Here is a 20,693-nt window from a genome sequence, read left to right on the forward strand (position 1 = left end):
TCGGTCTCCTCTCAGCCGAGGAACAACTGACGGCGGGCGGCGGACGCCTCGAACGCCTCCAGCCGGCGCTGGGTCTCGGCCGGTGCGGCGTCGCAGATCGCCTGGAGCAGCACCATGGCCAGCGTCATCGGGGCGGTGTGCAGGTCGAACACGAGTTGCGCGCCGACCGCGGCGGGCAGCACCACGTCGGCGTGCTCGGCGGCCGGGCTGACCGGCGAGTCGGTGATCGCCACCACGCGCAGGCCGGCGGCCCGGGCCTCGCGCAGCGCGTCCAGGGTCTCCCGGGGGTAGCGGGGGAGCACGAAGGCGAGCAGGGCGGACGCCCCGGCCTCGGCGGCCTGTTCCAGGCGGTCGGTGAGCAGGCTGCCGCCGTCGTCGAGCACCCGCACGTCGGGGTGCACCTTGGCGGCGAAGTAGGCGAAGTACGCGGCCAGCGGCGCGGCGGCCCGCAGGCCGAGCACCGGCAGCGGGCGGCTGGCGGCCAGCAGCCGGCCGCTCTCGGCGACCGGCCCCCGGTCGGTGAGCTGCCCGGCCAGCCGGTCCAGGTTGCCGATCTCGGCGCGTACCGCCTGCTGGAGTTCGTTGCCGGCGCCGTCCGGCCCGGCGGTGGTGGCGGCGGTCAGCTCGCGCAGCCGACGGCGCAGCGCCGGGTAGCCGTCGTGGCCGAGCGCGACCGCGAACCGGGTGACCGACGGCTGGCTGACCCCGGCCAGCTCGGCCACCTCGGCGGCCGACAGGTAGGCCGCGGCCGGGGCGTGCTGCACCAGGCAGTGCGCGATCCGGCGCTGGGTGGGAGTGAGCCGGACCCCGTGGAACAGGTCCAGCACGGCTTCATTCACGAGCTGAGACTATGCATGAAATTATTCAGACACAAGGTGGTCCCCGCCGGTGGGCGGCACCGTGACGTGCCCCGACACGAGGAACAGCGGCGGACCAGCGCGCACGCCCGCTGCGACCGGGGGGCGTGGGTCAGGGTCGGGGCGGCCCCGCGTAGAGGAAGTCGATGACGGCCGGGCCGAAGTTCGTGCTGAACGTGGGCGTGTGGCCACCGCCGCGGATGTCCCACAGGACGACCCGGGTGGCGTCGCGGCAGCCGACGGAGTAGATCGTCACTCCGGTCTCCGCCCCGGGCAGCCGGGGTTCGAGGTCCAGCGGCGGGGCGGAGGTGTCGGCCTGCGGGGAGCAGCCGTTGATGCGCCGCCAGGTGGCGAGCGTGGTGTCGACCGACGGGTACGGGTGGCCGCCGTTCACACCGCCGTCGAACCTGATGGTCGGGTCGGCGGTGCCGTGGATCTGCAGGACACTGACCGCCCGCTGGGGTGTACACAGTGACGTGTCGTTGTCGACGGCGCCGGCGAGCGAGACGATCGCGGTGATCCGCACCGAGCGTTCACAGGCCATCCGGTAGGCCATGAAGCCACCGTTGGAGTGGCCGACCAGGTAGACCCGTGCGGGGTCGACCGAGTACGTCGACTCCACGGTGTCGAGGAGCCCTTCGAGGTACGCCACGTCGTCCCCCCCACTGTCGTGGAAGTCACAGCAGGCCTCGGTCGCGTTCCAGAATCTCTTGCCGTCCCGGTCGACGGTGCCGTCCGGGATCGCGTAGAGAAAACCGCGGCGGTCGGACTCGGGGGTGAGGTCGAAGTACCGCTCCTGCTGGGTGGCGCTGGACCCGTAGCCGTGCAGCAGCACGACGAGGGGGAACTTCCTGGCGGGGTCGTACCCGGCCGGCACGTGCAGCTGGAACGGCCGGCCGTCCCGGTCGATGGTCCCGGTGGTGCCCGGCGTCACCGGGTTGTGCCAAGCGGCCACCGGACCCAGTGCGGCGTCGCCATCGCCGGACGACCCGCAGCCTGCCAGGAGCGGAACCATGAATGCGGCAGCGAGCCAGCGTCTCAACCCCACAGGAAGCAATCTTGCCGTGCGGTCTCAACGTTGACCAAGCGGGCGGTTACCGGTCGGTGCCCGGTCGCTAGTATCCACTCGGTGACCTCCGAAGAGGGTGGGTAATGCAGCCAGGCACTCCGTTCCAATTCCTCCAGATGCTGGGGTCGTGTCAAGTAGGCAAGGTCTGGTCGGCCGTCGATGCCCAGGGCCGGGCCGTGACGGTCGCCGTCCTGGACGCGCCCGTCGCCGCCGACCAGCGCTGGAGGGAGGCCTTCGCCTCCACCGCGAACGCCCTCAAGGGGCGGGACGGCCGCCCGAACTTCCTGCACGCCGACTTCTCCGCCCCGGAGCCGTGGGTCACCTACGCGGCCGACAGTGGCACCAGAGCCGAGCAGATCTTCGTCGCCCTCGACCTGGAGTACCACCCGACCTCGGCAGCGGCGCCGGTGCAGCACGGTGCAACGCCCGCCGACGGCGGGCAGCAGCACTCGACGGCACCTGTCGAGGAGACTCCGGAGGACCACGGACCCACCTCGGGCGCGGAGTGGCCGGTGTCGACGCCACCCTCTCCCGTATCGGTTCCACCGTCGTCCGAGCCGCATTCCCCGTCGCAGTGGCAGACGGCGGACACGACGAGCTATCCCGCACTGAGGTCGGTCGCGCCGACGCGGCCCCGACGCACCGGCCTGTGGGTCGGCGTCGCGGTCGCGGTGGTCGTGGCGCTCGGCGCGGGTGTCGGCTTCTTCGCCTGGCAGTCCGGCGACCGGACGCCCGCGGCCGGGTCGAGCCCGTCCCCCAGCGCGACCGTGCCCAGCAGCCCTGAGCCGGTCGCCTTCCCCACGGGCGCACCGCGCAACCCCGGTGTCGAACCGCCGAAGCCGGGATCCTGGCCCGCTGAGCCGCAGTTCGCCGACACCGACCGGGTCAGGGCGGAGAGTCCGGCCGGCCTGGGCTTCACGTTCAAGGTGCCCGAGTCGTGGGCCTGCGACGCGCGGCAGCGCGGCCCCGGGTTCGCCAGGTATCTCTGCGGCATCTCGCGTCCCGGTGTCCCGGAGGTCGGCGGGGAGGTCATCGTCCGGAACTGCCCGAAGCCCTGTGGCGAAGAGGTGCAGGCCGCGTACCGCAAGGCCGAGGAGGCGTGGGGCCTGCAGTGGGTCCAGGCCGGGAACGTGACCTTCGCCGAGACCTCGCAGATCAACGGGAAGGACCGATACGGACTGGTGGTGATCGGTTGGTGGCGGAGCACCCCCGACGGCGTGATCGACCGCCAGGTCGTCATCCGCATGACCGCGACCGGGGCGCAGGTCAGTGAGGTGCGCAAGGTGGCCAACGGCATCCGGGCGACGCTGTCCCTGTAAGGCGTGCCGGCGGCGATCCCGCCGGCGGAAGGGGTGCGGTCCGGGGGCATCGCCCGAGGCCAGCGCTCTGTAACATGTGGTGCCCGCGTACGGTCGGCAGCGAGCTGAGCGCGTTGCGGTTCCGTCGTAGCGAAACTGGTTTGGAAGGGTCGGGTGGATCCCACAGTGCCGACGCGATCCGCGACGTGGCGTCCCGCCGTCAGCGTCGTCATCCCCTCGGTCGGCAAGCCGGGACTTCGCCGAGCCGTCGAATCCGTGCTCGGGCAGACGCATCCGGTCACCGAGGTCCACGTGGTGCTCAACTCCGAGGCCGATGCGGACGTTCCCGACGATCCACGCGTTCGGCTGATGCGCTACCTCGAGCGCCGGAACGGGAACGCCGCCCGCATGGCCGGTGTCCGGAGGTGCGCCGGAGACCTGGTCGCATTCCTCGACGATGACGACCTCTGGCATCCGACGAAGATCGAGCGCCAGGTCCGGGACATCGCCGAGGCCGGCCTCGCCGGGTCGTCGACGTGGATCTCGTCCACCAGGGTGGTGGTCGACTTCGAACACGGTTCCGAGACCTGGCCCCGTGCGCCCTACGACCCCAGCCGCAGCCTGGAGAACAACCTGTTGCGGCGGCACCGGGTCCAACGCGGGCAGGCGTTCCTCCCGTCCTCCACGCTCCTCTTCCCGCGGTCGCTTCCGATGACCGTGCCCCTGGACGAAGAGCTGAGTCTGCACCAGGACCTGACCTGGCTCCTGCAACTCTCCCGCAACGTGCCCGGGCTGGTGGTCCGGCAGCTGAACGACGCGCTGACCAGGTACGACGCGATCGGCGATGGGATTTCGCGCTCGATCTCGCTGGCCCGCGAGCTCAACTGGGCGCGCGAGTACCTCAGCTCGTCGACCCCGCGCGACCGGGGCGACTACTACCTGGGGTCGGTCATGACGTATGCCCGCCGCCAGGGCACGATGCGCGGGATGGCGGGGGTCTTCTCGGAAGGACTGCGGGTCGGGCGACCGGGCGCAGCCGCCGTGGGCTACGCGTGCGGGGCCATGGCTGCCGGGCTCGTGAAGGCCGTGGCGGCCGGCGTGCGGCAGCCACGGCGACGCCGTACGGGGCCCGACGAGGGCGCGGAAGTACGCCAGTGGGCCGGACGGTAGCGGAAAAGACCGGTTCGTCGGCCTCAGCCATCGCTCGCACCGGATGGCCGGTAGCCCTGAGTGCGGCTGTCTCGGTGACCTGCCTCGCCCTGCTACCCAAGACCTTCGGTCAGGGCGACGTGCCGTGGCACGTCGGCATCGCCATCCCGGTCTTCGCGCCATCGAGCTGGCTGATCGCACTCGTCGTCGCCTCCCTCGTGCTGCTGGCGACGACGTGGCGGCGGTTGCGCTGGGTGGCGGTCCTGGCCACCGGGATCGGTGCGCTGGCCTTGTGCATCGGCATCGGCATGGTGGTTCGCGGCGGCGCCTCCACCCGCGAACTGGTCGGAGCGGTGCAGTATCTGTCCGCGCCGCTCGCCTTCGCGGTGGGATGTCTGTTCGCCATGCACCGGTCCGCCGTTCCGGCGCTCAGACTGACCTCCGCCGGGGTCATCGCGGCCCAGTTCGGTTGCGCGGTTCTCCAGCGGCTCGGTGTACCGCTCAACCCCATGGGGACCGTGGAAGCGGCCCGCTTCCTCGGTGACCGGACCAACGGGACGTTGAACCACCCGGTCAACCTCGCGAAGGCCATCGTGCTGGTGCTCGCCCTCTACTACCTGACGACCGGGCCGGACAGCCGCCTCGGCCTCGGCCGGCTTCAGCTTCCCGCGATCGTCGGGCGGTACGGAGTGCCCGCCGCCGCGCTCGCGACGACCGCACTGACCGGCAGCCGGACCGGACTGCTGGCGGTCCTGATGCTGATCGTGATGGGCGAGTTGATGCTGCGCAGGCGGGGCATGGCGGAGGTCGGTACCGGCCGCGGCCGCCGGCAGACGGTCATCGGGCTCGTACTGCTCGGCATCGGCGTGCTGGCGGCGGCCCCCGTGTTCATCCTCCGGATGATCGCCGACCCGGCCGGCGGCGCCAGGGCACAGCTCCTGTCCAGCGCACTGCAGTTCCTGGCCAGCAAACCGTGGTGGGGCGTCGGCCCCAACAACTACGTGGAGGTCGTCGGCCGGATCGATCCGATCGTGGCGCAAGGGGTTCCGGTGCACAACGGCATCCTGCTCGCCGCTGTCGAACTGGGCATACCGGGCGCGGTCGTCCTCTTCACGCCGGCTTCGGCGTTGGCCGTGCTGTCTGTGTGGAAGGGCGTCTTCCGGCCGACCCTCCTGCCGGCGTTCTGTCTCACCTTCACGGTGGCCTACTTCGGGATCGTGGCGACCACGTACGGCGTCGTGGCCGAGTCCATGCTTCCGCTGTGGTTCCTCGTCCTGGGAGTGGCGACCGTGTGGCTGGTGGAGGACCACCAGCACCAGGACCGACGGCGCGGTGCCCGGGGCGGCGACGCCCCGACGCCCGACGGCCACGGGAGCGCGAACCGGGCAGGCGGGGCCTCCGATGGTGGGCCGGAAATGCCGCGCGGCCCGGCCGCCTCGGGCGATCCGGCGGGTTCCTCCCGGCGGCCGAACGTGCGTGGGGTGATGGGCGGAGCCTCGGCTCTGGCCGCCTCCCGCATCGCCGGCAGCGGGCTGCAGGCCGTCGCGATGGTGCTCCTGGCACGGTACGTGGACCCGCAGGGCTTCGGTGCCTTCGGCGGGTACTTCGGCGCGGTGGCCTTCCTGGCCGTCGTGGCGGACGCGGGCGTCTCGACCGCCCTCCTGCGGTGGCGGGCACTCGGGCACGACACCGCCGTCAGCGCGGGCCTGCGCCTGAACGTCCTCACCACGATCGGTGGCCTGGTCGTCGCGGCGGCGATCGGCCTCGGCCTCACCGCCGGCACCATGGCGCCGTGGATCACCGTGCTCCTCGCGGCCGGCTGGATGCTGGACAAGAACGTCGAGACGATGCTGTCGCTGGCGATCGCCGACGGCCGGATGGGGCACGCGGTCGTGTCGATCCTGGGCCGGAAGGCCGTGCAGGTCGCGATCTTCGTGGCCGCCGTCAACCTCGGCGGCGAACCCTTCGCCTCGCTCGCGTACGGCTTGCTGGTCGCGTCGGTGCTGGGGCAGGTCCACGTGCGTCTGGTGGTCCGGGTCGCCGGCTCGGCCGCCGCCGCCGACGTGTGGCGAGCGGTGCTGGACTCGCGGGCGTACCTGGTCAGCAACGTCTCAGCGCAGGCGCGGGTCCTGGACGCGACGGTCGTCTCGCTGGTCGCGCCGGGTGCCGGCGCGGGACTGTACGCCGCCGCGTCCCGCATCTTCTCACCGTTCGTGTCGATCCCGTCCGCGCTCAGCACCGTGCTGGTGCCGCATTCGGCGACCGCTCAGGCCAGCGACGCACGGCGGCTCTTCTGGCGGATGAACCTCGCAGTGGTACTCCTGGTCGGCGCGATCAGCGCCGCCGGGATGGCCGCCGCGCCATGGCTGGCGGAACTGTTGTTCGGCGAGGTCTACGCGAAGGCCGGCGTGGTCATCGCCGTGATGCTCGCCGGGGTGCCCTCGTTCTGCGCGAGTTCGCCCTGCGGTGCCGTGCTGCAGGGCGTGGGCCGCGGAGCGCTGGTGGCGAAGATCGGCGTGGTGAGCGCCGTCGCGCTTCTCGTCACGGTGGCCGGCGGCGCGGCGCTGTTCGGTGCGGTCGGCGCGGCCGCGGCGGTGTCCCTGACCTATCTCTTCAAGCACGCGTCGCTGCTCGTCGTGGGTGATGCCGTGCTGCGGAGCGACCAGGCGATGCCGGTCGTGCCGCAGCCGGCCGGGCACTCGAGGTCGGCGGCGTGACCGATGACTCCCAGGATCGCGAGCGAAGTGTGAAGACAGTAGCTGTCGTCGTTGCCCACAACTCTGCCCGAGACCTGCCCATGAGCCTGGGCAGCCTACGTGAACTACCCGTCGCCGACATCGTGGTGGTGGACAACGCGTCCTCCGACGACAGTGTCGAACTGGCGGCACGGTACACCCCGCACGTCATCCGCTCGTCCAACGTGGGGTTCGGTAAGGCGATCAACGCGGCGGTGGAGCAGTTTCCCAACGCCGAGGCGTACCTGTTGCTGAACCCGGACGCCGCGCTCACGCCCGAGTCGTACGCGGAACTCGTGCGGGCGCTTCAGGACGACGCGAAGATCGGAGTCGTCGCACCGCAGATGCGGTACGCGGACGGCGAGCCGGGCATCTCGGCGGGCCCGGACGTGAGTCTGGCCAAGGAATGGCTCGCCGCGTTGCGCGTCGACCACATGGTTCCGGACCGCGTGAAGCGGGGACTCGCCAGGTCGCAGCGGCTCCGTAGCCGGCTTCCCATGCTGGACTACCTCGACAAGGGTGGGCCGGCGGCGGCGGCGGACGTCGCCTGGGTGTCTGGCTTCTGCATGCTGGTCCGGGCCACCGCATTCCGCGAGATCAACGGATTCGACCCCTCCTTCTTCCTCTACTTCGAGGATGTCGACCTCTGCAGGCGGCTGCGCGACGCCGGGTGGCGCGTCGTGTCGGTCGGGACCGCATGGGCCATGCACCGGGAGAGTACGAGCACCAGTGCGGTCGGCAAGAACCGGCTGTACCGCTCGGGCCTGGTTGCATACTGCGACAAGTACGGCACCGCGATGGACAAGTTCTCGGCCCGCGCCCTCAGGAGACTTCCGCTATGAAGATTCTTTTCGTCGCTCCCTGGATCCCCTCGAAGATCCGCCCGCGGAGTCTGGCCCTGCTCGAGATTCTCGCCCGGGACCACCAGATCCATTTCCTCGGCCTGACCAGCTCGGACGAGGAGGTGCGGCAGGCCCAGGAACTGCCCGTGGAGTCCACCGTGCTGGTGCCGCGTAACCGGATCACGTCGATGCTCCGTTGTGCCACGGCGCTGCCGACCGGCACGTCACTCCAGCAGGCCTACGCCGACGTGCCCGAGCTGACGGCCGCGCTCGCCAGCGAGATCCGGCAGTGGCAGCCGGACGTCGTGCACCTCAACGTCTTCCGGACGGTGCACCTGGTGGAGCGGTGCGCGCCGGTGCCGGTGATCGTGGACCTCGACGAGTTCCGCAGCGAGTACTACAGCCAGCTCGCCCAGACCGCCGGCCCGAAGTGGAAGCTGGTGGGCAGGATCGAGGCGCCCCGCATGCAGGCGCGGGAGGACGCCCTGGTGGCCCACCAGGTGCCGCTGATGGTGTCGGCGCCCTTCGAGCCGGGCGAGGAGCGGCCGAACACGTACGTCGTGCGAAGCCCGTACGACCACCCGGAGGACGCGACCCCGCGGGCGGCGGAGCCGCGGGTGCTCTTCGTCGGGAGGCTGACCTACGAGGCGAACGTCAACGGGCTGTTGTGGTTCCTCAGGAACTGCTGGTCCGAGGTGAAGAGGCGGGTCCCGAACGCCGTACTCGACATCGTCGGGACCAACCCTCCCGCCTCCGTCCAGGCCTTCCGTGGCAATGGTGTCGAGATCCACGCCAACGTCCCCGACGTCGCCCCCTACTACTCGCCGGCCTCGGCGGCCATCGTCCCGGTCTGGCGCGGTACGGGTGTGCAGATGAAGCTGATCCAGGCCCTGGCGGCGGGTGTTCCCACGGTGACCACGCCGGAGGTTGCCCGCAGGGCGGGGGTACGGCACGATCACGAGGTCGTGGTGGGAGCGGACGCGCAGGCCTGGGTGGACGAGTTGACGAGTGTGCTCACCGACCCGGCCAGGGGCCAGCGGCTCGCTGCCGCCGGCAAGCGGTGGGCACTGGACTTCCACAGCTCGAACGCGGTGCGTGAGCAGCTCGCCAAGGCGTACGCAGCCGTGTGGCCGCACCCTGAGCAGTTTCGTCGGTAGCTTGCCGCGTCGCCCCGTCGTCGGCGCTCGTCGCGGACCACCGGGCCGCTCGACCTAGTGAGGAAGGCCATGGAGTCTCACGGTGCCGTCCGGCGTGGCGGGCACGACCGCCTCGTCGTGCTCGACGGTCTGCGCCTGCTCTCCGCGCTGATGGTCGTCGTGTACCACCTCCTGCACGGGGAGGGCGTGCGCGACGACGCCTGGCGGGCGTCGACCGGTGAACTCTTCCCCGGGCTGGCCGGCGCGGCGGCGTACGGCTGGCTCGGGGTGGAGATGTTCTTCCTCATCAGCGGCTTCGTCATCTGCATGAGCAGCTGGGGCCGCACCGTGGGGGAGTTCGCGGTCGCCCGGGTGGTGCGGCTCTACCCCGCGTACTGGTTCGCTGTGGTGGCGACCACCACGGTCCTCGTCCTGTTTCCGGTCTTCGCCACGCACCGGGACTGGACCCACGTCCTGGTCAACATGACCATGCTGCAGTCGCTCATGGGTGTCCCCGACGTCGAGCAGGCCTACTGGACGCTCTCCGTGGAGCTGCTGTTCTACGTGTTGTTCGCCCTCGTGGTGGTGGCGCGTGGGGTGACCGTCCGGCGCGTGGTGGCGTTCTGTGCGCTGTGGACGCTGGCGTCACTGGCCGCCCCGTGGGCGAACAACGCCGCCGTCTCCATGTTCCTCGGGCGCGGCTACGCCCAGTACTTCATCGCCGGAATCGCCTTCTACCTGATGTACCGGTTCGGGGCGAACGCCCTGCTGTGGGGCATCGTCGGCGGTTCGTGGATCATCGCCATCTCCCGCCTGTGGGGCGAGATCGACACGTACGACACGAGCAGTTTCCTGCCCGCGGCCGGCTGCGTCACGGTCTTCTTCGTCGTCATGGCGGTCATCGCGAACGGTAAGGCCGACCGCGTCCGGTGGCGATGGCTCACCACCGCCGGCGCCCTCACCTACCCGCTGTACCTGCTGCACGCGCAGATCGGCCTGACCGTCATCGCCGCGGCCCGGCCGTACCTTCCCGCGTGGGCGTTGCTGGGGGCGACGATCGCCGGGCTGTTGCTGCTCGCGTACCTCGTGCACCGGCTGGTCGAACGCCCGGCCGCGAAGCGGTTGCGGCGGGCGTTGCTCCGTTCGCTCGACAGCATTCGCGCGGCCGATGCCGCGCTCGCCGGACCTGCCGCGCGCGTGCCCACGCCGCGGGCGGCCGAGCCTGCGCCCGTGGCCGTGGCCGTGGCCGAGCCCGCGCCCGTGACGGCGCCTGCGCCCGCGACCGAGCCTGCTCTCGTGACCGCCGGCGAGCCGCGTGACGGCGAGGTTGCCGACCGGGGCCGGGAAGGGCTCTACCGATCGTCGGCGGCGCGAATGTGAGATCCCGGAGCACCGATCCTCGGCCCTCGCCGAGGGTCGGTGCCCGTGCGCCGCCGGCGGACCGCCGGGTCAACGACCCCCGGCGCGGAACACCTCGGTCACGGTGCGCAGCACCACCTTGACATCCAGCCAGAGCGACCAGTTCTCGATGTAGTAGTTGTCGAACCGCGCCCGGTCGGAGATCGGGGTGTCGCCCCGCAGGCCGCTGACCTGCGCTAGCCCGGTGAGCCCGACGGGCACCCGGTGGCGAGCCGCGTAGGTCGGGTACTCGGCGGAGAACTTTTCGACGAAGTACGGCCGCTCGGGCCGCGGGCCGACCACGCTCATGTCGCCGCGCAGGATGTTCCACAGCTGGGGCAGCTCGTCCAGCGAGGTGCGACGCATGAACCGGCCGATCGGACCGACCCGCTTGTCGTTCGCGATCGACCAGTTCGTCTGGGACTCCTGTTCGTTCACCGGCCGCATCGACCGGAACTTGATGACCTTGAACGGCTTTCCGTACCGGCCGATCCGCTCCTGGTAGAAGAAGATGCCAGGGCCGCCGTCGATGAACGTCGCGATGGCGCAGAGCAGCAGCAGCGGGCTCAGCACGATCAGCGCGACCGCGGCGAACAGCACGTCGGAGGCCCGCTTGATGGCCCACCGCGGGCCGGAGAGGGAGATGTCGCCGATCTTGATGATCGGGATGGCTCCGATGTGGTCCGGGTACCCGCCGTGCGAGCGGGAGCCCCACAGTCGCGGCACCGCCCAGAGGTCGCAGGAGGAGCTGCGCGGTTGTAGCAGGGTCTCCATGAGCGCGGACTCGGGGCAGTCCGGGTCGGCGATGACCAGGACGTCGCAGTCCACCAGCCGGATCAGGTGTTCGAGGTCGTCCAGGGTGCCACTCATCGGCAGCACCCCGGTGCCCTGGCGCGACGGGACGTCGACGCACCCGACGAACCGCAGACCGTACTGGGGGTAGCGGCGCAGCAGCCGGGCGAGCTCGAGCCCGATGGGCCCGCTGCCGATGATGATGGCGTTGTGCTCCACCCACCGGCGCTTGCGGACGAGCTTGGTGAGCGACCTGCTGACCGTCCGGCCGAGGATCACCAGCACCGCCGACAGCGCCACGCCCCGCATGAACCCGCCGACGTACTCCACCGAGGAGTGCCGCTCCGCCGCGATGATGGCCACGACCGCGGCCGAGGCCAGCAGTCGCCCGCAGAGGCTCGGCAGCTCGTCGAGGATGCTCACGTGCCGGCGCGCCCGGTAGAGCCCGCCGGCCGCGAAGATGGCCACGGTGAGCACGGCGTTGGCCAGCGTCCCACGCCAGTAGTTCTGAGACAGCACCAGCGGCGCGACCAGCGCGGCGACGTCGATGGGGAGCGTCATCATCCAGGCGCGTAGCCAGCTCGTCCCGGACGCCGCCCGGGACTTGGCGTACGGCAGGACCGCTGTCGTGTCCAGGCCGGAGCGCAGATCGGCCTCCCGGTCGTCGGTCTGCGGACCGGCCGGCACCAGGGAATCCTGGCCAACAAAGGCGTTGTGTAGCGGCGTGGCCGTTCGTTGCGCCACATCGCCGAGGTGCGGCGTGGGTGCGGCAGGGCGCGTCGCCGGCTGACTTGACATGGTTGACCCTTCCCCCGTGAAGCCCCTGGTCACGTGTCACGACTCAAAGGGCGACCGCAGGATACGACCGGTCCGGCCCTGCCACCACAGCCGACAGGCCAGTCCATCGTCCTACTTTGCGGCGGACAGGATCTCGGGCACCGCGTCGCGACGGACCGCGTCGTAGAAGGGCCCGACCTTCTCCGTGTTGGCGAACACGACGCTCTCGGTGCCGACCCGACCGGTGCCCTTCGTCGGGCTGGTCAGGAAGGTGAGGTTGCCGCCACGCAGCCCGCGCAGGTCCGTTGCCATGCTGATCAACGACATCTTCTCGTCCACGGAGACGGCGCTGGAGGTGGCCTTGACGAACGAGTTGAGCCGGGCCGGGTTCGTGACGATGCCCCCGGAGACCGCCTTGTCCAGGATCGCCTTGATCACCTGCTGCTGGTGCCGGATGCGGGCGAAGTCGCCGTCGGCGAACTGCTGGCGCTGCCGCGAGTAGTCCAGCGCCGCCTCACCGTCCATCCGCTGTACGCCCTTCTGGAAGGTGCGCTTCGGGGGGTGGATCGAGGTGAACGTCTTCTCCACGTCGACCTCGATGCCGCCCAACGCGTCGATGATCTCCTTGAACCCGGCGAAGTCGATCATCATGACGTGGTCCATCCGAACGCCGGTGAACTTCTCCACGGTCTGCACCATCAGCGGTACCCCGCCCCAGGCGTAGGCCGCATTGATCTTGGCATCCCGCCCGCCGTGGCTACCGTCCTTCGACCGCGGTACCGGCACCCAGGTGTCCCGGGGGATGGAGATGAGCTGCGCGCTCGACCGGTCCTTCGGCAGGTGCGCGACGATGATGGTGTCGGTCCGCGAGCCGGTGGTGTTCTCCGGGTCGCGCGAGTCGCTGCCCAGAATCATGATGTTCAAGGCGCCCTTGGCGACCGCCTGTGGCCGCTCCGCCTCCGGTACGCCACTGAAGGCGTCGACCCGGTCGATGTCCGACTCGACCGAACGGAGGTAGAGTCCGCCGGCGATCGCCGTTCCGCCGCCGAGCAGCGCCAGCACCAGGAAGGTGATCAGCGCGACCTTGCGCCACCGGCGCCGCCGCGGCCGCGGCTGCTCGGTCTGTTCCGGCGCTGGCTGCTCGTCGAAGAACCGGGTCTCGGGCTCCGCGTACTCCTGGCGATGGCGCATGGCGCGATGCTACTGATTCCGGTTCCGGCTCGCGTACCCACCGTTCGTGCCGATGAGCCCGGCCCGTGAATGAAAACTTTCACACCCACCGTTTCCCTCGGGCTGGTACAACGCTCCGGTGGACGCAACGAAGCTCCGACGGGCCATCGCCCGCACCCCGCTCGCCCCGGTGGCCGCCTTCCCCAAGCGGCTGGCCCGGGTCGCCCGCCACGACGCCAAGGTGCTGCGCACCTCGGCGCGCTGGCTGCTCACGTCGCGCGAACATCACAACTACACCTACGACCTGACCAAGCTGAGCCGGCACCACCTCGCCTGGTTCGTCAGCGTGGTCTGCGACATCCCGGTCAAGCAGGTCCGCGCGTACCTCGACGAGATCGAGTCCGACGACACCCTGCGCCAGCACATCCAGCAGGCCACCGCCGGCGCCGCCCGTCGCGGCCTCGCCGACAAGCAGGTCCGCTACGCCCGCCGGATCGGCTGGTACGCCATCGTCCGGGCCACCCGGCCGGAGCACGTGGTGGAGACCGGTGTCGACAAGGGACTCGGCAGTTGCGTGCTCGCCGCCGCGCTGCTGCGCAACGCCGCCGACGGACACCCCGGCCGGGTCACCTCGCTGGACATCAACCCCGAGGCCGGCTACCTGGCCCGCACCGCCCCCTGGTCCGAGGTGGTCGACCTGGTGATCGGCGACTCGATCGCCTCCATCGCCGCGCTGGACCGGCCGGTGGACCTCTTCCTGCACGACAGCGACCACAGCCGCGCCCACGAGCGGCGCGAGTTCGAGGCCGTGGAGAGCAAACTGGCGCCGAACGCGCTGCTGCTCACCGACAACGTCACCGCCACCAACGTCCTCGCCGAGCACGCCGAACGCACCGGCCGCCGGTTCCTCGCCTACCGGGAGACCCCGGCCAACCACTGGTACCCGGGCGACGGCATCGGCGTGGCATGGTGACCGGATGCGGCTGAGCGGGATCCACACGTACCCGGTCAAGGGTTGTCACCGGCGCGACCACGACGACGCGCGGGTGCAACCGTGGGGCCTGGCCGGCGACCGACGCTGGATGGTGGTCGACGCCGCCGGCGTCGGCGTCACCCAGCGGGAGAGCACCCGCCTGGTCGCCCTGCGCGCCACCGTCCGCGACGGCGGCCTGCTGCTGCGCGCGCCGGACCGGCCCGATCTGGACGTGCCCGAGCCGGCCGGCGGCGCACCGGTCGCGGTGCGGACCTTCCGCAACCGGAAGCTGCCGGTCCCGGCGCTGCCCGCCGGGCCGGCGGCCGACGGCTGGCTCAGCGGGCTGCTCGGCCAGCCGGTCCGGCTGGTCTGGCTGGCCGAACCGACCCGGCACATCCCCGCCGGCGACCGCGAGTACGACACCGGCGACCAGGTCAGCTTCGCCGACGCCTACCCGCTGCTGCTGGCCAGCACCGCCTCGCTCGCCGCGCTCAACGACTGGCTCGCCGAGGCCGGCGAGGAGGCCGTGCCGATGAGCCGGTTCCGGCCGAACCTGGTGGTCGACGGCGCCCCGGCCTGGGCCGAGGACGGCTGGGCCGGGCGGCCGCTGCGGATCGGCGGGGTCCACTTCCGCGCCGCCGGGCACTGCGACCGCTGCGTGGTCACCACCACCGACCAGGAGACCGGGATACGCGGGAAGGAACCGCTGCGCACCCTCGCCCGGCACCGCAAGGTCGAGCAGAAGCTGCTGTTCGGACTCCACCTCGTGCCCGCGACGACCGGCACCGTGGCCGTCGGCGACCCGGTACGCGTCGACGGCTGACCGGCCGTCGCGGCATCGCCGTTCAGGGGCTTGCCGGCGGCGCCCGCGCGGATCGATGATGGCCGAAACGGTCACACCGACGAAGGAGTCGACATGGCGGTGATCCACCAACCTCGGGTGGCGTGGGACGCGGCCCGGGTGCTCGTCTGGGCGGTGACCGACGACGCCGTCCTCGACCGGCTCGGCGCCGGACTCGGCGACCTGCTCGGACCCGGCTACGAACAGTCCCTGCGGGACACCCGGGACCGGCTGCGCTGGAACACCGACGGCGACCGGCTGCTGGTCGAGGCCGGACTGTGGCGGGTGCGGCTGGAGGACGCGCTGCGTACCCGCCCGGAGGCCGCCGAGCCGGTCCGGCAGCTGACCGAGAGCTGCGCCCGGCTGCTGCGCGACCGGCGGGTCACGGGCTAGCTGTCGCGCCACCCCCGGCCATCGCCGCGAGGCGGCGCGCGAGCAGGGCAGCGGCCTCCCGCAGCTCCGGCGGCTCCAACACCTCCGCCTCGTAGCCCAGCCGGGCCACCTGCGCGGCGAGCCAGTCCAGGTTCTCCCCGCCGACGACGAGCACGCACCACCCGTCGCGATCGTCCTCGACGCGCCCCACCTGCGGCGGCACCAGCTCCCGCACCCGGTCGGGCCCGGCGTGCAGCCGCACCCGGGCGAGATACCGGTACGGCGCCTCGGTGACCGACCGCTGCACGTAGGCGACCGGATCCGGATGCTCCCGCGCCCGGAAGCGCCACGTCGTCGCCATCACCTCGCGCATCCGGTCCAGCCGGAAGGTGCGCCAGTCGTCGCGGTCGACGTCCCGGGCCATCAGGTACCAGCGGCGGCCGGTGGTCACCATCCGCACCGGCTCGACCGTGCGCTCGCCCTCCCCGCCGTCGCGGCCGGCGTACCGGAACCGCACCCGCACGGCGTCCCGGCAGGCCCGGGCGAGCGTCACCAGCAGCTCCCCGTCGATCTCGACCCCGGGGCCGACAAGGGTCTCGGTGGCGCCGTGCACCGCCCGCACCTCGGCGCGCAACCGGGCCGGCATCACCTGGTCGAGCTTCGCCAGCGCCCGCAATGCCGCCTCGCCCGCCCCGGCGACCGTGCCACCGGACGCCAACCGCAGGGAAACCGCCGTGGCGATGGCCTCCTCGTCGTCGAGGAGCAGCGGCGGCAGCCGGGTACCCGCGCCGAGCTGGTAGCCACCGCCGACGCCCGCCGTCGCGTGCACGGGGTAGCCGAGAGTGCGCAGCCGCTGCACGTCGCGGCGCACCGAACGGTCGGTGACGCCCAGCTCGGCGGCGAGCTCGCCAGCTGTCCAGGACGGCCGTCGCTGCAGCAGGGCCAGCAACCGCAGCACCCGCTCGGTCGTCCCCTCGACGGTCACGCGCACATCGTTGCACAGCTCACGGAACGTTCCTGTCCGCTATCCGCGGGACGCTCGGTCCATGACCGACCAGACCTGGAACCCGCTGCTCCGAGACCAACTCGCCTGGCACTGGACCAGGCAGCTGCGCGACCGCCTCGACGGGCTCACCGACGACGAGTACCTCTGGGAGCCGGTGCCCGGCTGCTGGAGCGTGCGCCCCCGCGGCACCGGCGACGCTCCGATGCGGGCCGGATCGGGCCCGATGACCATCGACTTCGCGATGCCGCAGCCCGAGCCGCCGCCGTTCACGACGATCGCCTGGCGACTCGGGCACGTGATCGTCGGCGTGCTCGCGGTGCGCAACGCCGCGCACTTCGGTCGCGCCCCCACCGACTACCAGTCGTTCGAGTACGCCGCGACCGCCACCGAGGCGCTGGCCCAGCTCGACGCGGAGTACGCCACGTGGCAGGCCGGGGTCGAGTCCCTCGGCGAGGCCGGCCTCGCCCGCCCGTGCGGGGAGGCGGAGGGGCCGTACGCCGAGCAACCGCTGGCGGCCCTGGTGTTGCACATCAACCGCGAGCTGATCCACCACCTGGCCGAGGTGTGCCTGCTCCGCGACCTCCACCTGCACACTCGCCGGCAGACCCGACAGGACGAGGGTCGAGCCGGCGCGTGACGCTCAGCCGACCGTCGACCGTGCCGACCCCGGCCGGGCCGGCGGCGGACCAGCCGCTCGGTGCCGGGCTGGTCAGACGGCGCCGCGGCGGTCGACGAGGTCCAGCCACATGAGGATCTCGTCGCGGTCGTCGCCGGGCGCGACGCGCAGCGCGCCGGGCAGCCGCCCGATCTCCCGGTAGCCGAGGCCGCGGTAGAACCGGTCCAGGCCGAGACCGTCGCGCAGCGTCACGTGCAGCGCCTCCCATCCCAGCTCGCGGCCGATCCGCTCGGCCTCGCGCATCAGCGCGGCGCCGTACCCGTGGCCCTGGGTGTCCGGGTGCACCATCACCCGCTTCAGCACGCACCAGTGCGCCTTCAGGTCGAACCGGTTGTCGCTGAAGATCAGCACGGCGGCCAGCCGCTCGCCCACGTAGCCGACCAGCAGCCGGTCCGGGCCGTCCACGATGCCGGCGAACGTCGGGTCCGCGGTGGCGCGGACCTCGGCCGCCGTCACCGGCGCTACGAAACCGACGGCGCCGCCGGCGTTGCTGACGTCGACCCAGAGCGCGACGATCCGCTCGCGCAGCTCGGGGGTCAGCTCGGGGTCGAGGACGAAACGCAGACTCACGCCCGCCATCCTGGCCCGGCCGGTGCTTCGGCAGCCCGCGATCGTGACGCTTCCGACAGCACCGGCTCACGACGTGACCGGCAGAGATGTCCCGATTGAGACAGCCCTGCCGGCTCGCGACCACATCGTTGGTGCGGGAGAGGGGACTTGAACCCCTACGCCCTCACGGACACAGGTTCCTAAGACCTGCGCGTCTGCCGATTCCGCCACTCCCGCCTGCGTCCGAGAGTCTAGAGCGTCTGGCCGCGACGGTGTTGAGGCCTTCCTCCCGCAGGATGTTCGAGATTGTTCCGTGACTGACATGGCATCCGCCTGGCAGCTCGCGAAGCAGACGCGCCAGTGGCTTCGGCCCGAGTTCCGGATGCGCGAGCGCTTGGCTGAGCACCAGTTCCCGCCTCACGGGTGGTGGGTGGACAGCGGGTCGTGGCGCGACCAGGCCGGCCTCTCGCAAGCGTTCACGCACCTGATACAGGTGGGCGCGGGAACAACCGAGGTCGCGGGCCGCTTCCGTGATGGTCAGCTCTTTCGCGTCCACCCGATCGAAGAGCTCGACAAGCTGCTGCTCTCGAAGGTGCGCCTGGGAATCGGAACGGATTCGCCGCTGCCCGGCCGATCGAGGTGCGGCCTTGGCCTCTCGACTCCCAGCCTGCAACCGTCGGTTCCGCCCGGCGTAGGTCCCGGTCTGGCAGTGGCAGTTCGGGCAGAGGATGCGCAGGTTGGGCGGGCGGTTGTCGAGGAAGTCGCCGTTGACGTGGTCGACATGCAGGACGAGTGGCCGGCCCCGCCATCTCGGCCCGATGCCGCACTCTTCGCACTCCTCGGGCACGCCGATGGTGCCGAGGGCCCACCTCAGCCGGCTGCCAGGTATGCGCCGGGATCCCTCCGGTAGCCGCACCAGCAGCTGCGCGGAGGTCGTCCGCCGCTCGCGCCGCCCGGCGCCGTTGAGCGCGCCCGTGAAGTGGGAGGTGTCGATGCCGAAGCGTTTCAGCTGGCGGCTGATGTGCGCGTGCGAGCCGCCGCTGACCCGCACTCCGAGCAGCCGCATCACCTCGGTCACGCTGCGCGCGACGGCCGCCGCGGCGGCGAGCGCCTCGGGGGTGTACTTGTACCGGACCACGTACGCACCGTAGTGGCCCGGTACGACAGCCTCAGTCCAGCCCGAGGTCCCGGCGCAGCTTGGCGACGTGCCCGGTGGCCTTGACGTTGTAGAGCGCGCGCTCGATCTTTCCGTCGGCGTCGATGACGAAGGTCGAGCGGATCACCCCGGTGACGGTGCGGCCGTACATCTGCTTCTCGCCGTAGGCGCCGTACGCGCTGAGCACGCTCTTGTCGGTGTCGGAGACCAGCGGGAAGGTGATCGCGTCGCGCTCGCGGAACTTCGCCAGCTTCTCCGGCTTGTCGGGCGAGATGCCGACCACCTCGTAGCCGGCCGCCTGGAGCGAGGCGAGCGAGTCGCGGAAGTCGCAGGCCTGCTTGGTGCAGCCGGGCGTCATCGCCGCCGGGTAGGCGTACAGCACGACCTTGCGGCCGCGCAGGTCGGCCAGGGAGAGGGTGTCCCCGGTGTCGGTGGGGAGGCTGAACTCCGGCGCGGGGTCGCCGGCAGAGAGTCGCTCGGGCGCGGTCATGGCTGAGACCCTACCGCCGCCCGGGCCGGCCAGCCGGTGGCGCCGTGCCGCCGACCGGCCCGGTGTCGCGCGGCAGCCACCCCGGGTCGCCGGCTGGCGAGCGGGGCCGGGGCGGAGCGAGTGTGTCGCCGCCTTCCCGGCGAGTCGGGCCGAGGACGAGCGTCGGCGCCCGGGCGGTCGTGATCAGGACCATGGCTTGTTGCAAGACATTGGCAACAGCGATGTGCGGGAAATAGGCTGAGCCTGCCGGCGTGGAGAGCCCCGCCGTCGCGTGGGAGGTCGCGTGGAAACCCTGGCGATGCACATCTCGAACGGGATCATCGACGGTCCCGTCGCCGCAGTGTTCGCGGCGGTGGCGCTGGTCGCGATGACGTTCTGCGTCCAGCGTGGCCGCGCCGACCTGGACGACCGGCTCGCCCCGATGGCCGGCCTGGTCGCCGCCTTCATCTTCGCCGTGCAGATGCTCAACTTCCCGATCTTCACCGCCGGGGTCAGCGGCCACCTGCTCGGTGGGGCGCTCGCCGCGATGCTGGTCGGCCCGTGGGTCGGCGCGCTCTGCGTGGCGGTGGTGCTGGTCGTGCAGGCGCTCGTCTTCGGCGACGGCGGGGTGGCCATGCTCGGGCTCAACATCACCAACATGGCGGTGATCGGCACCGCCGCGGCGTACCTGCTGATCGCGCTGCTGCTGCGGGTGCTGCCGCGCACCCCGGCCGGCCTCGGCGTGACCGCGTTCGTCTCCGCCCTGGTCAGCGTGGTGATCGCGGCGATGGGCTTCGTCGGCCAGTACTGGCTCGGCGGCACCACCGACCTGGGCGGCAACCTGGGCGGCCTGGCCGGCACGATGGCCGGCGCGCACCTGCTGATCGGCATCGGCGAGGGTCTGATCACCGCGACCACGGTGGTCACCGTCGCCAAGGTGCGGCCCGACCTCGTCTACGCGCTGCGCGCCCTGAAGCCGGCCACGGCGGCGCCCGTTCCGGCCGTCGGAGGTGTCCGGTGAGGAAGCGTTCCTGGGGGTTCGTCGTCGGTGGGCTGCTGGTGGCCCTGCTGCTGGCCGGGGTGGTGAGCAACTTCGCCTCGTCGCACCCGGACGGGCTGGACTCGTCCCTGCGTGAGGGTTGCACGTTCGACGCCGACGACAACATCACCGGCGGCAACTGCCCCGCGCAGGCGGAGCGGGAGCACGAGATCGGCGGCCCGCTGGCCGACTACGGCGTCTCGGGCCTCGACAACGAGTTCCTCTCCACCGGGCTGTCCGGGGTGGTCGGCGTGCTGCTCACCTTCGCCGTGGCCGGCGGTGCGTTCTGGCTGGTCCGCCGCCGGGGTTCGGCCGCCAACGAAGGTGAGAACACCGCCGACGGCGAGGCCGCTGCCGGGCGGCAGCGCGCCGGCACCGCCGGCTGAGCG

At 71.6% G+C, this 20,693-nt stretch carries 21 protein-coding genes and 1 tRNA gene; 14 read left to right on the top strand and 8 right to left on the bottom strand.

Going from position 1 to position 20,693, the window contains the following annotated elements; translation table 11 throughout:
• Window positions 1-11: 11 nt before the first annotated feature.
• A complete protein-coding gene (locus tag DLJ47_RS27815) occupies window positions 12-839 on the bottom strand; it encodes a MurR/RpiR family transcriptional regulator (protein ID WP_109904297.1) in 828 nt (275 codons plus the stop codon).
• Window positions 840-969: 130 nt separating this feature from the next.
• On the bottom strand, window positions 970-1,812 hold the full coding sequence (locus DLJ47_RS27820) for an alpha/beta hydrolase family esterase (RefSeq protein WP_158289901.1): 843 nt from the start codon (window positions 1,810-1,812) through the stop codon (window positions 970-972).
• Between the two features lie 230 nt (window positions 1,813-2,042).
• Between DLJ47_RS27820 and DLJ47_RS27825 the strand changes: the two genes are divergently transcribed.
• The 6 genes from DLJ47_RS27825 (at window position 2,043) to DLJ47_RS27850 (ending at window position 10,466) form a co-directional block, all read left to right on the top strand.
• On the top strand, window positions 2,043-3,245 hold the full coding sequence (locus DLJ47_RS27825; protein ID WP_146228209.1) for a hypothetical protein: 1,203 nt from the start codon (window positions 2,043-2,045) through the stop codon (window positions 3,243-3,245).
• A gap of 165 nt (window positions 3,246-3,410) precedes the next feature.
• Window positions 3,411-4,394: a glycosyltransferase family 2 protein gene (locus DLJ47_RS27830; protein WP_158289902.1), complete on the top strand. Its 984-nt coding sequence runs from the start codon at window positions 3,411-3,413 to the stop codon at window positions 4,392-4,394.
• Between the two features lie 74 nt (window positions 4,395-4,468).
• Window positions 4,469-7,090: an O-antigen ligase family protein gene (locus DLJ47_RS27835; protein ID WP_109904305.1), complete on the top strand. Its 2,622-nt coding sequence runs from the start codon at window positions 4,469-4,471 to the stop codon at window positions 7,088-7,090.
• Window positions 7,087-7,950 (top strand): glycosyltransferase family 2 protein, encoded by an 864-nt coding sequence (locus DLJ47_RS27840; protein ID WP_146228210.1) that lies wholly within the window; start codon window positions 7,087-7,089, stop codon window positions 7,948-7,950. The genes DLJ47_RS27835 and DLJ47_RS27840 overlap by 4 nt, the downstream gene beginning before the upstream one ends.
• Complete coding sequence (locus DLJ47_RS27845; protein WP_158289903.1) at window positions 7,947-9,107, top strand: glycosyltransferase; 1,161 nt, start codon at window positions 7,947-7,949, stop codon at window positions 9,105-9,107. Before DLJ47_RS27840 ends, DLJ47_RS27845 begins: the two co-directional genes overlap by 4 nt.
• 69 nt (window positions 9,108-9,176) lie before the next feature.
• Window positions 9,177-10,466 (top strand): acyltransferase family protein, encoded by a 1,290-nt coding sequence (locus tag DLJ47_RS27850; protein WP_109904311.1) that lies wholly within the window; start codon window positions 9,177-9,179, stop codon window positions 10,464-10,466.
• A gap of 69 nt (window positions 10,467-10,535) precedes the next feature.
• On the opposite strand, the gene DLJ47_RS27855 is transcribed toward DLJ47_RS27850, so the two are convergent.
• Both DLJ47_RS27855 and DLJ47_RS27860 read right to left on the bottom strand, forming a co-directional pair.
• Complete coding sequence (locus tag DLJ47_RS27855) at window positions 10,536-11,840, bottom strand: exopolysaccharide biosynthesis polyprenyl glycosylphosphotransferase (RefSeq protein WP_199236031.1); 1,305 nt, start codon at window positions 11,838-11,840, stop codon at window positions 10,536-10,538.
• 345 nt (window positions 11,841-12,185) lie between these two features.
• Window positions 12,186-13,244 carry an LCP family protein gene (locus DLJ47_RS27860; RefSeq protein ID WP_109904315.1) on the bottom strand — a complete coding sequence of 353 codons (1,059 nt, stop codon included), beginning with the start codon at window positions 13,242-13,244 and terminating at the stop codon, window positions 12,186-12,188.
• A 118-nt stretch (window positions 13,245-13,362) separates the two neighbouring features.
• Between DLJ47_RS27860 and DLJ47_RS27865 the strand changes: the two genes are divergently transcribed.
• The 3 genes from DLJ47_RS27865 (at window position 13,363) to DLJ47_RS27875 (ending at window position 15,430) form a co-directional block, all read left to right on the top strand.
• Complete coding sequence (locus tag DLJ47_RS27865) at window positions 13,363-14,196, top strand: class I SAM-dependent methyltransferase (protein WP_109904317.1); 834 nt, start codon at window positions 13,363-13,365, stop codon at window positions 14,194-14,196.
• A gap of 4 nt (window positions 14,197-14,200) precedes the next feature.
• On the top strand, window positions 14,201-15,019 hold the full coding sequence (locus DLJ47_RS27870) for an MOSC domain-containing protein (protein WP_109904319.1): 819 nt from the start codon (window positions 14,201-14,203) through the stop codon (window positions 15,017-15,019).
• Between the two features lie 93 nt (window positions 15,020-15,112).
• Entirely contained in the window at window positions 15,113-15,430 is a 318-nt protein-coding gene (locus tag DLJ47_RS27875) for a hypothetical protein (RefSeq protein ID WP_109904321.1), read from the top strand.
• On the opposite strand, the gene DLJ47_RS27880 is transcribed toward DLJ47_RS27875, so the two are convergent.
• Window positions 15,420-16,394, bottom strand: coding sequence for a helix-turn-helix transcriptional regulator (locus tag DLJ47_RS27880; RefSeq protein ID WP_109904357.1), 975 nt, complete (start codon window positions 16,392-16,394; stop codon window positions 15,420-15,422). The genes DLJ47_RS27875 and DLJ47_RS27880 overlap by 11 nt on opposite strands.
• A 61-nt stretch (window positions 16,395-16,455) precedes the next feature.
• Here DLJ47_RS27880 and DLJ47_RS27885 point away from each other — a divergent pair, with 61 nt between their 5' ends.
• The gene (locus DLJ47_RS27885; protein WP_109904323.1) at window positions 16,456-17,052 is read left to right on the top strand and encodes a DinB family protein; all 597 of its coding nucleotides are present in this window, start codon (window positions 16,456-16,458) and stop codon (window positions 17,050-17,052) included.
• 72 nt (window positions 17,053-17,124) lie between these two features.
• Here DLJ47_RS27885 and DLJ47_RS27890 read toward each other — a convergent pair whose 3' ends face one another.
• Window positions 17,125-17,661 carry a GNAT family N-acetyltransferase gene (locus DLJ47_RS27890; RefSeq protein ID WP_199236028.1) on the bottom strand — a complete coding sequence of 179 codons (537 nt, stop codon included), beginning with the start codon at window positions 17,659-17,661 and terminating at the stop codon, window positions 17,125-17,127.
• A 129-nt stretch (window positions 17,662-17,790) separates the two neighbouring features.
• A tRNA-Leu gene (locus DLJ47_RS27895) sits at window positions 17,791-17,877 on the bottom strand.
• A gap of 76 nt (window positions 17,878-17,953) precedes the next feature.
• On the opposite strand from DLJ47_RS27895, the gene DLJ47_RS36430 reads away from it, so the two are divergent.
• Together DLJ47_RS36430 and DLJ47_RS36435 are read left to right on the top strand one after the other, a co-directional pair.
• Window positions 17,954-18,550: a hypothetical protein gene (locus tag DLJ47_RS36430; protein ID WP_199236029.1), complete on the top strand. Its 597-nt coding sequence runs from the start codon at window positions 17,954-17,956 to the stop codon at window positions 18,548-18,550.
• Between the two features lie 82 nt (window positions 18,551-18,632).
• Entirely contained in the window at window positions 18,633-18,791 is a 159-nt protein-coding gene (locus DLJ47_RS36435; RefSeq protein ID WP_199236030.1) for a hypothetical protein, read from the top strand.
• 18 nt (window positions 18,792-18,809) lie between these two features.
• Here DLJ47_RS36435 and bcp read toward each other — a convergent pair whose 3' ends face one another.
• Window positions 18,810-19,286, bottom strand: coding sequence for a thioredoxin-dependent thiol peroxidase (bcp, locus tag DLJ47_RS27905; RefSeq protein WP_109904327.1), 477 nt, complete (start codon window positions 19,284-19,286; stop codon window positions 18,810-18,812).
• A gap of 283 nt (window positions 19,287-19,569) precedes the next feature.
• Here bcp and DLJ47_RS27910 point away from each other — a divergent pair, with 283 nt between their 5' ends.
• Together DLJ47_RS27910 and DLJ47_RS27915 are read left to right on the top strand one after the other, a co-directional pair.
• A complete protein-coding gene (locus DLJ47_RS27910) occupies window positions 19,570-20,286 on the top strand; it encodes an energy-coupling factor ABC transporter permease (RefSeq protein WP_109904329.1) in 717 nt (238 codons plus the stop codon).
• Window positions 20,283-20,690 (top strand): PDGLE domain-containing protein, encoded by a 408-nt coding sequence (locus DLJ47_RS27915; protein ID WP_109904331.1) that lies wholly within the window; start codon window positions 20,283-20,285, stop codon window positions 20,688-20,690. The genes DLJ47_RS27910 and DLJ47_RS27915 overlap by 4 nt, the downstream gene beginning before the upstream one ends.
• The last annotated feature ends 3 nt before the right edge of the window (window positions 20,691-20,693 follow it).

Origin of the sequence: Micromonospora sp. S4605 (genome assembly GCF_003176715.1) — a bacterium.
Classification (GTDB): domain Bacteria; phylum Actinomycetota; class Actinomycetes; order Mycobacteriales; family Micromonosporaceae; genus Micromonospora; species Micromonospora echinaurantiaca.

Excerpts from the sequence above, each read along its gene's own strand:
- DLJ47_RS27825 (WP_146228209.1), top strand. The coding sequence starts at position 2,043 with ATGCTGGGGTCGTGTCAAGTAGGCAAGGTCTGGTCGGCCGTCGATGCC.
- DLJ47_RS27845 (WP_158289903.1), top strand. The coding sequence starts at position 7,947 with ATGAAGATTCTTTTCGTCGCTCCCTGGATCCCCTCGAAGATCCGCCCG.
- DLJ47_RS27850 (WP_109904311.1), top strand. The coding sequence starts at position 9,177 with ATGGAGTCTCACGGTGCCGTCCGGCGTGGCGGGCACGACCGCCTCGTC.
- DLJ47_RS27855 (WP_199236031.1), bottom strand. The coding sequence starts at position 11,840 with ATGATGACGCTCCCCATCGACGTCGCCGCGCTGGTCGCGCCGCTGGTG.
- DLJ47_RS27860 (WP_109904315.1), bottom strand. The coding sequence starts at position 13,244 with ATGCGCCATCGCCAGGAGTACGCGGAGCCCGAGACCCGGTTCTTCGAC.
- DLJ47_RS27870 (WP_109904319.1), top strand. The coding sequence starts at position 14,201 with ATGCGGCTGAGCGGGATCCACACGTACCCGGTCAAGGGTTGTCACCGG.
- DLJ47_RS27875 (WP_109904321.1), top strand. The coding sequence starts at position 15,113 with ATGGCGGTGATCCACCAACCTCGGGTGGCGTGGGACGCGGCCCGGGTG.
- DLJ47_RS27885 (WP_109904323.1), top strand. The coding sequence starts at position 16,456 with ATGACCGACCAGACCTGGAACCCGCTGCTCCGAGACCAACTCGCCTGG.
- DLJ47_RS36435 (WP_199236030.1), top strand. The coding sequence starts at position 18,633 with ATGCCGAAGCGTTTCAGCTGGCGGCTGATGTGCGCGTGCGAGCCGCCG.
- bcp (WP_109904327.1), bottom strand. The coding sequence starts at position 19,286 with ATGACCGCGCCCGAGCGACTCTCTGCCGGCGACCCCGCGCCGGAGTTC.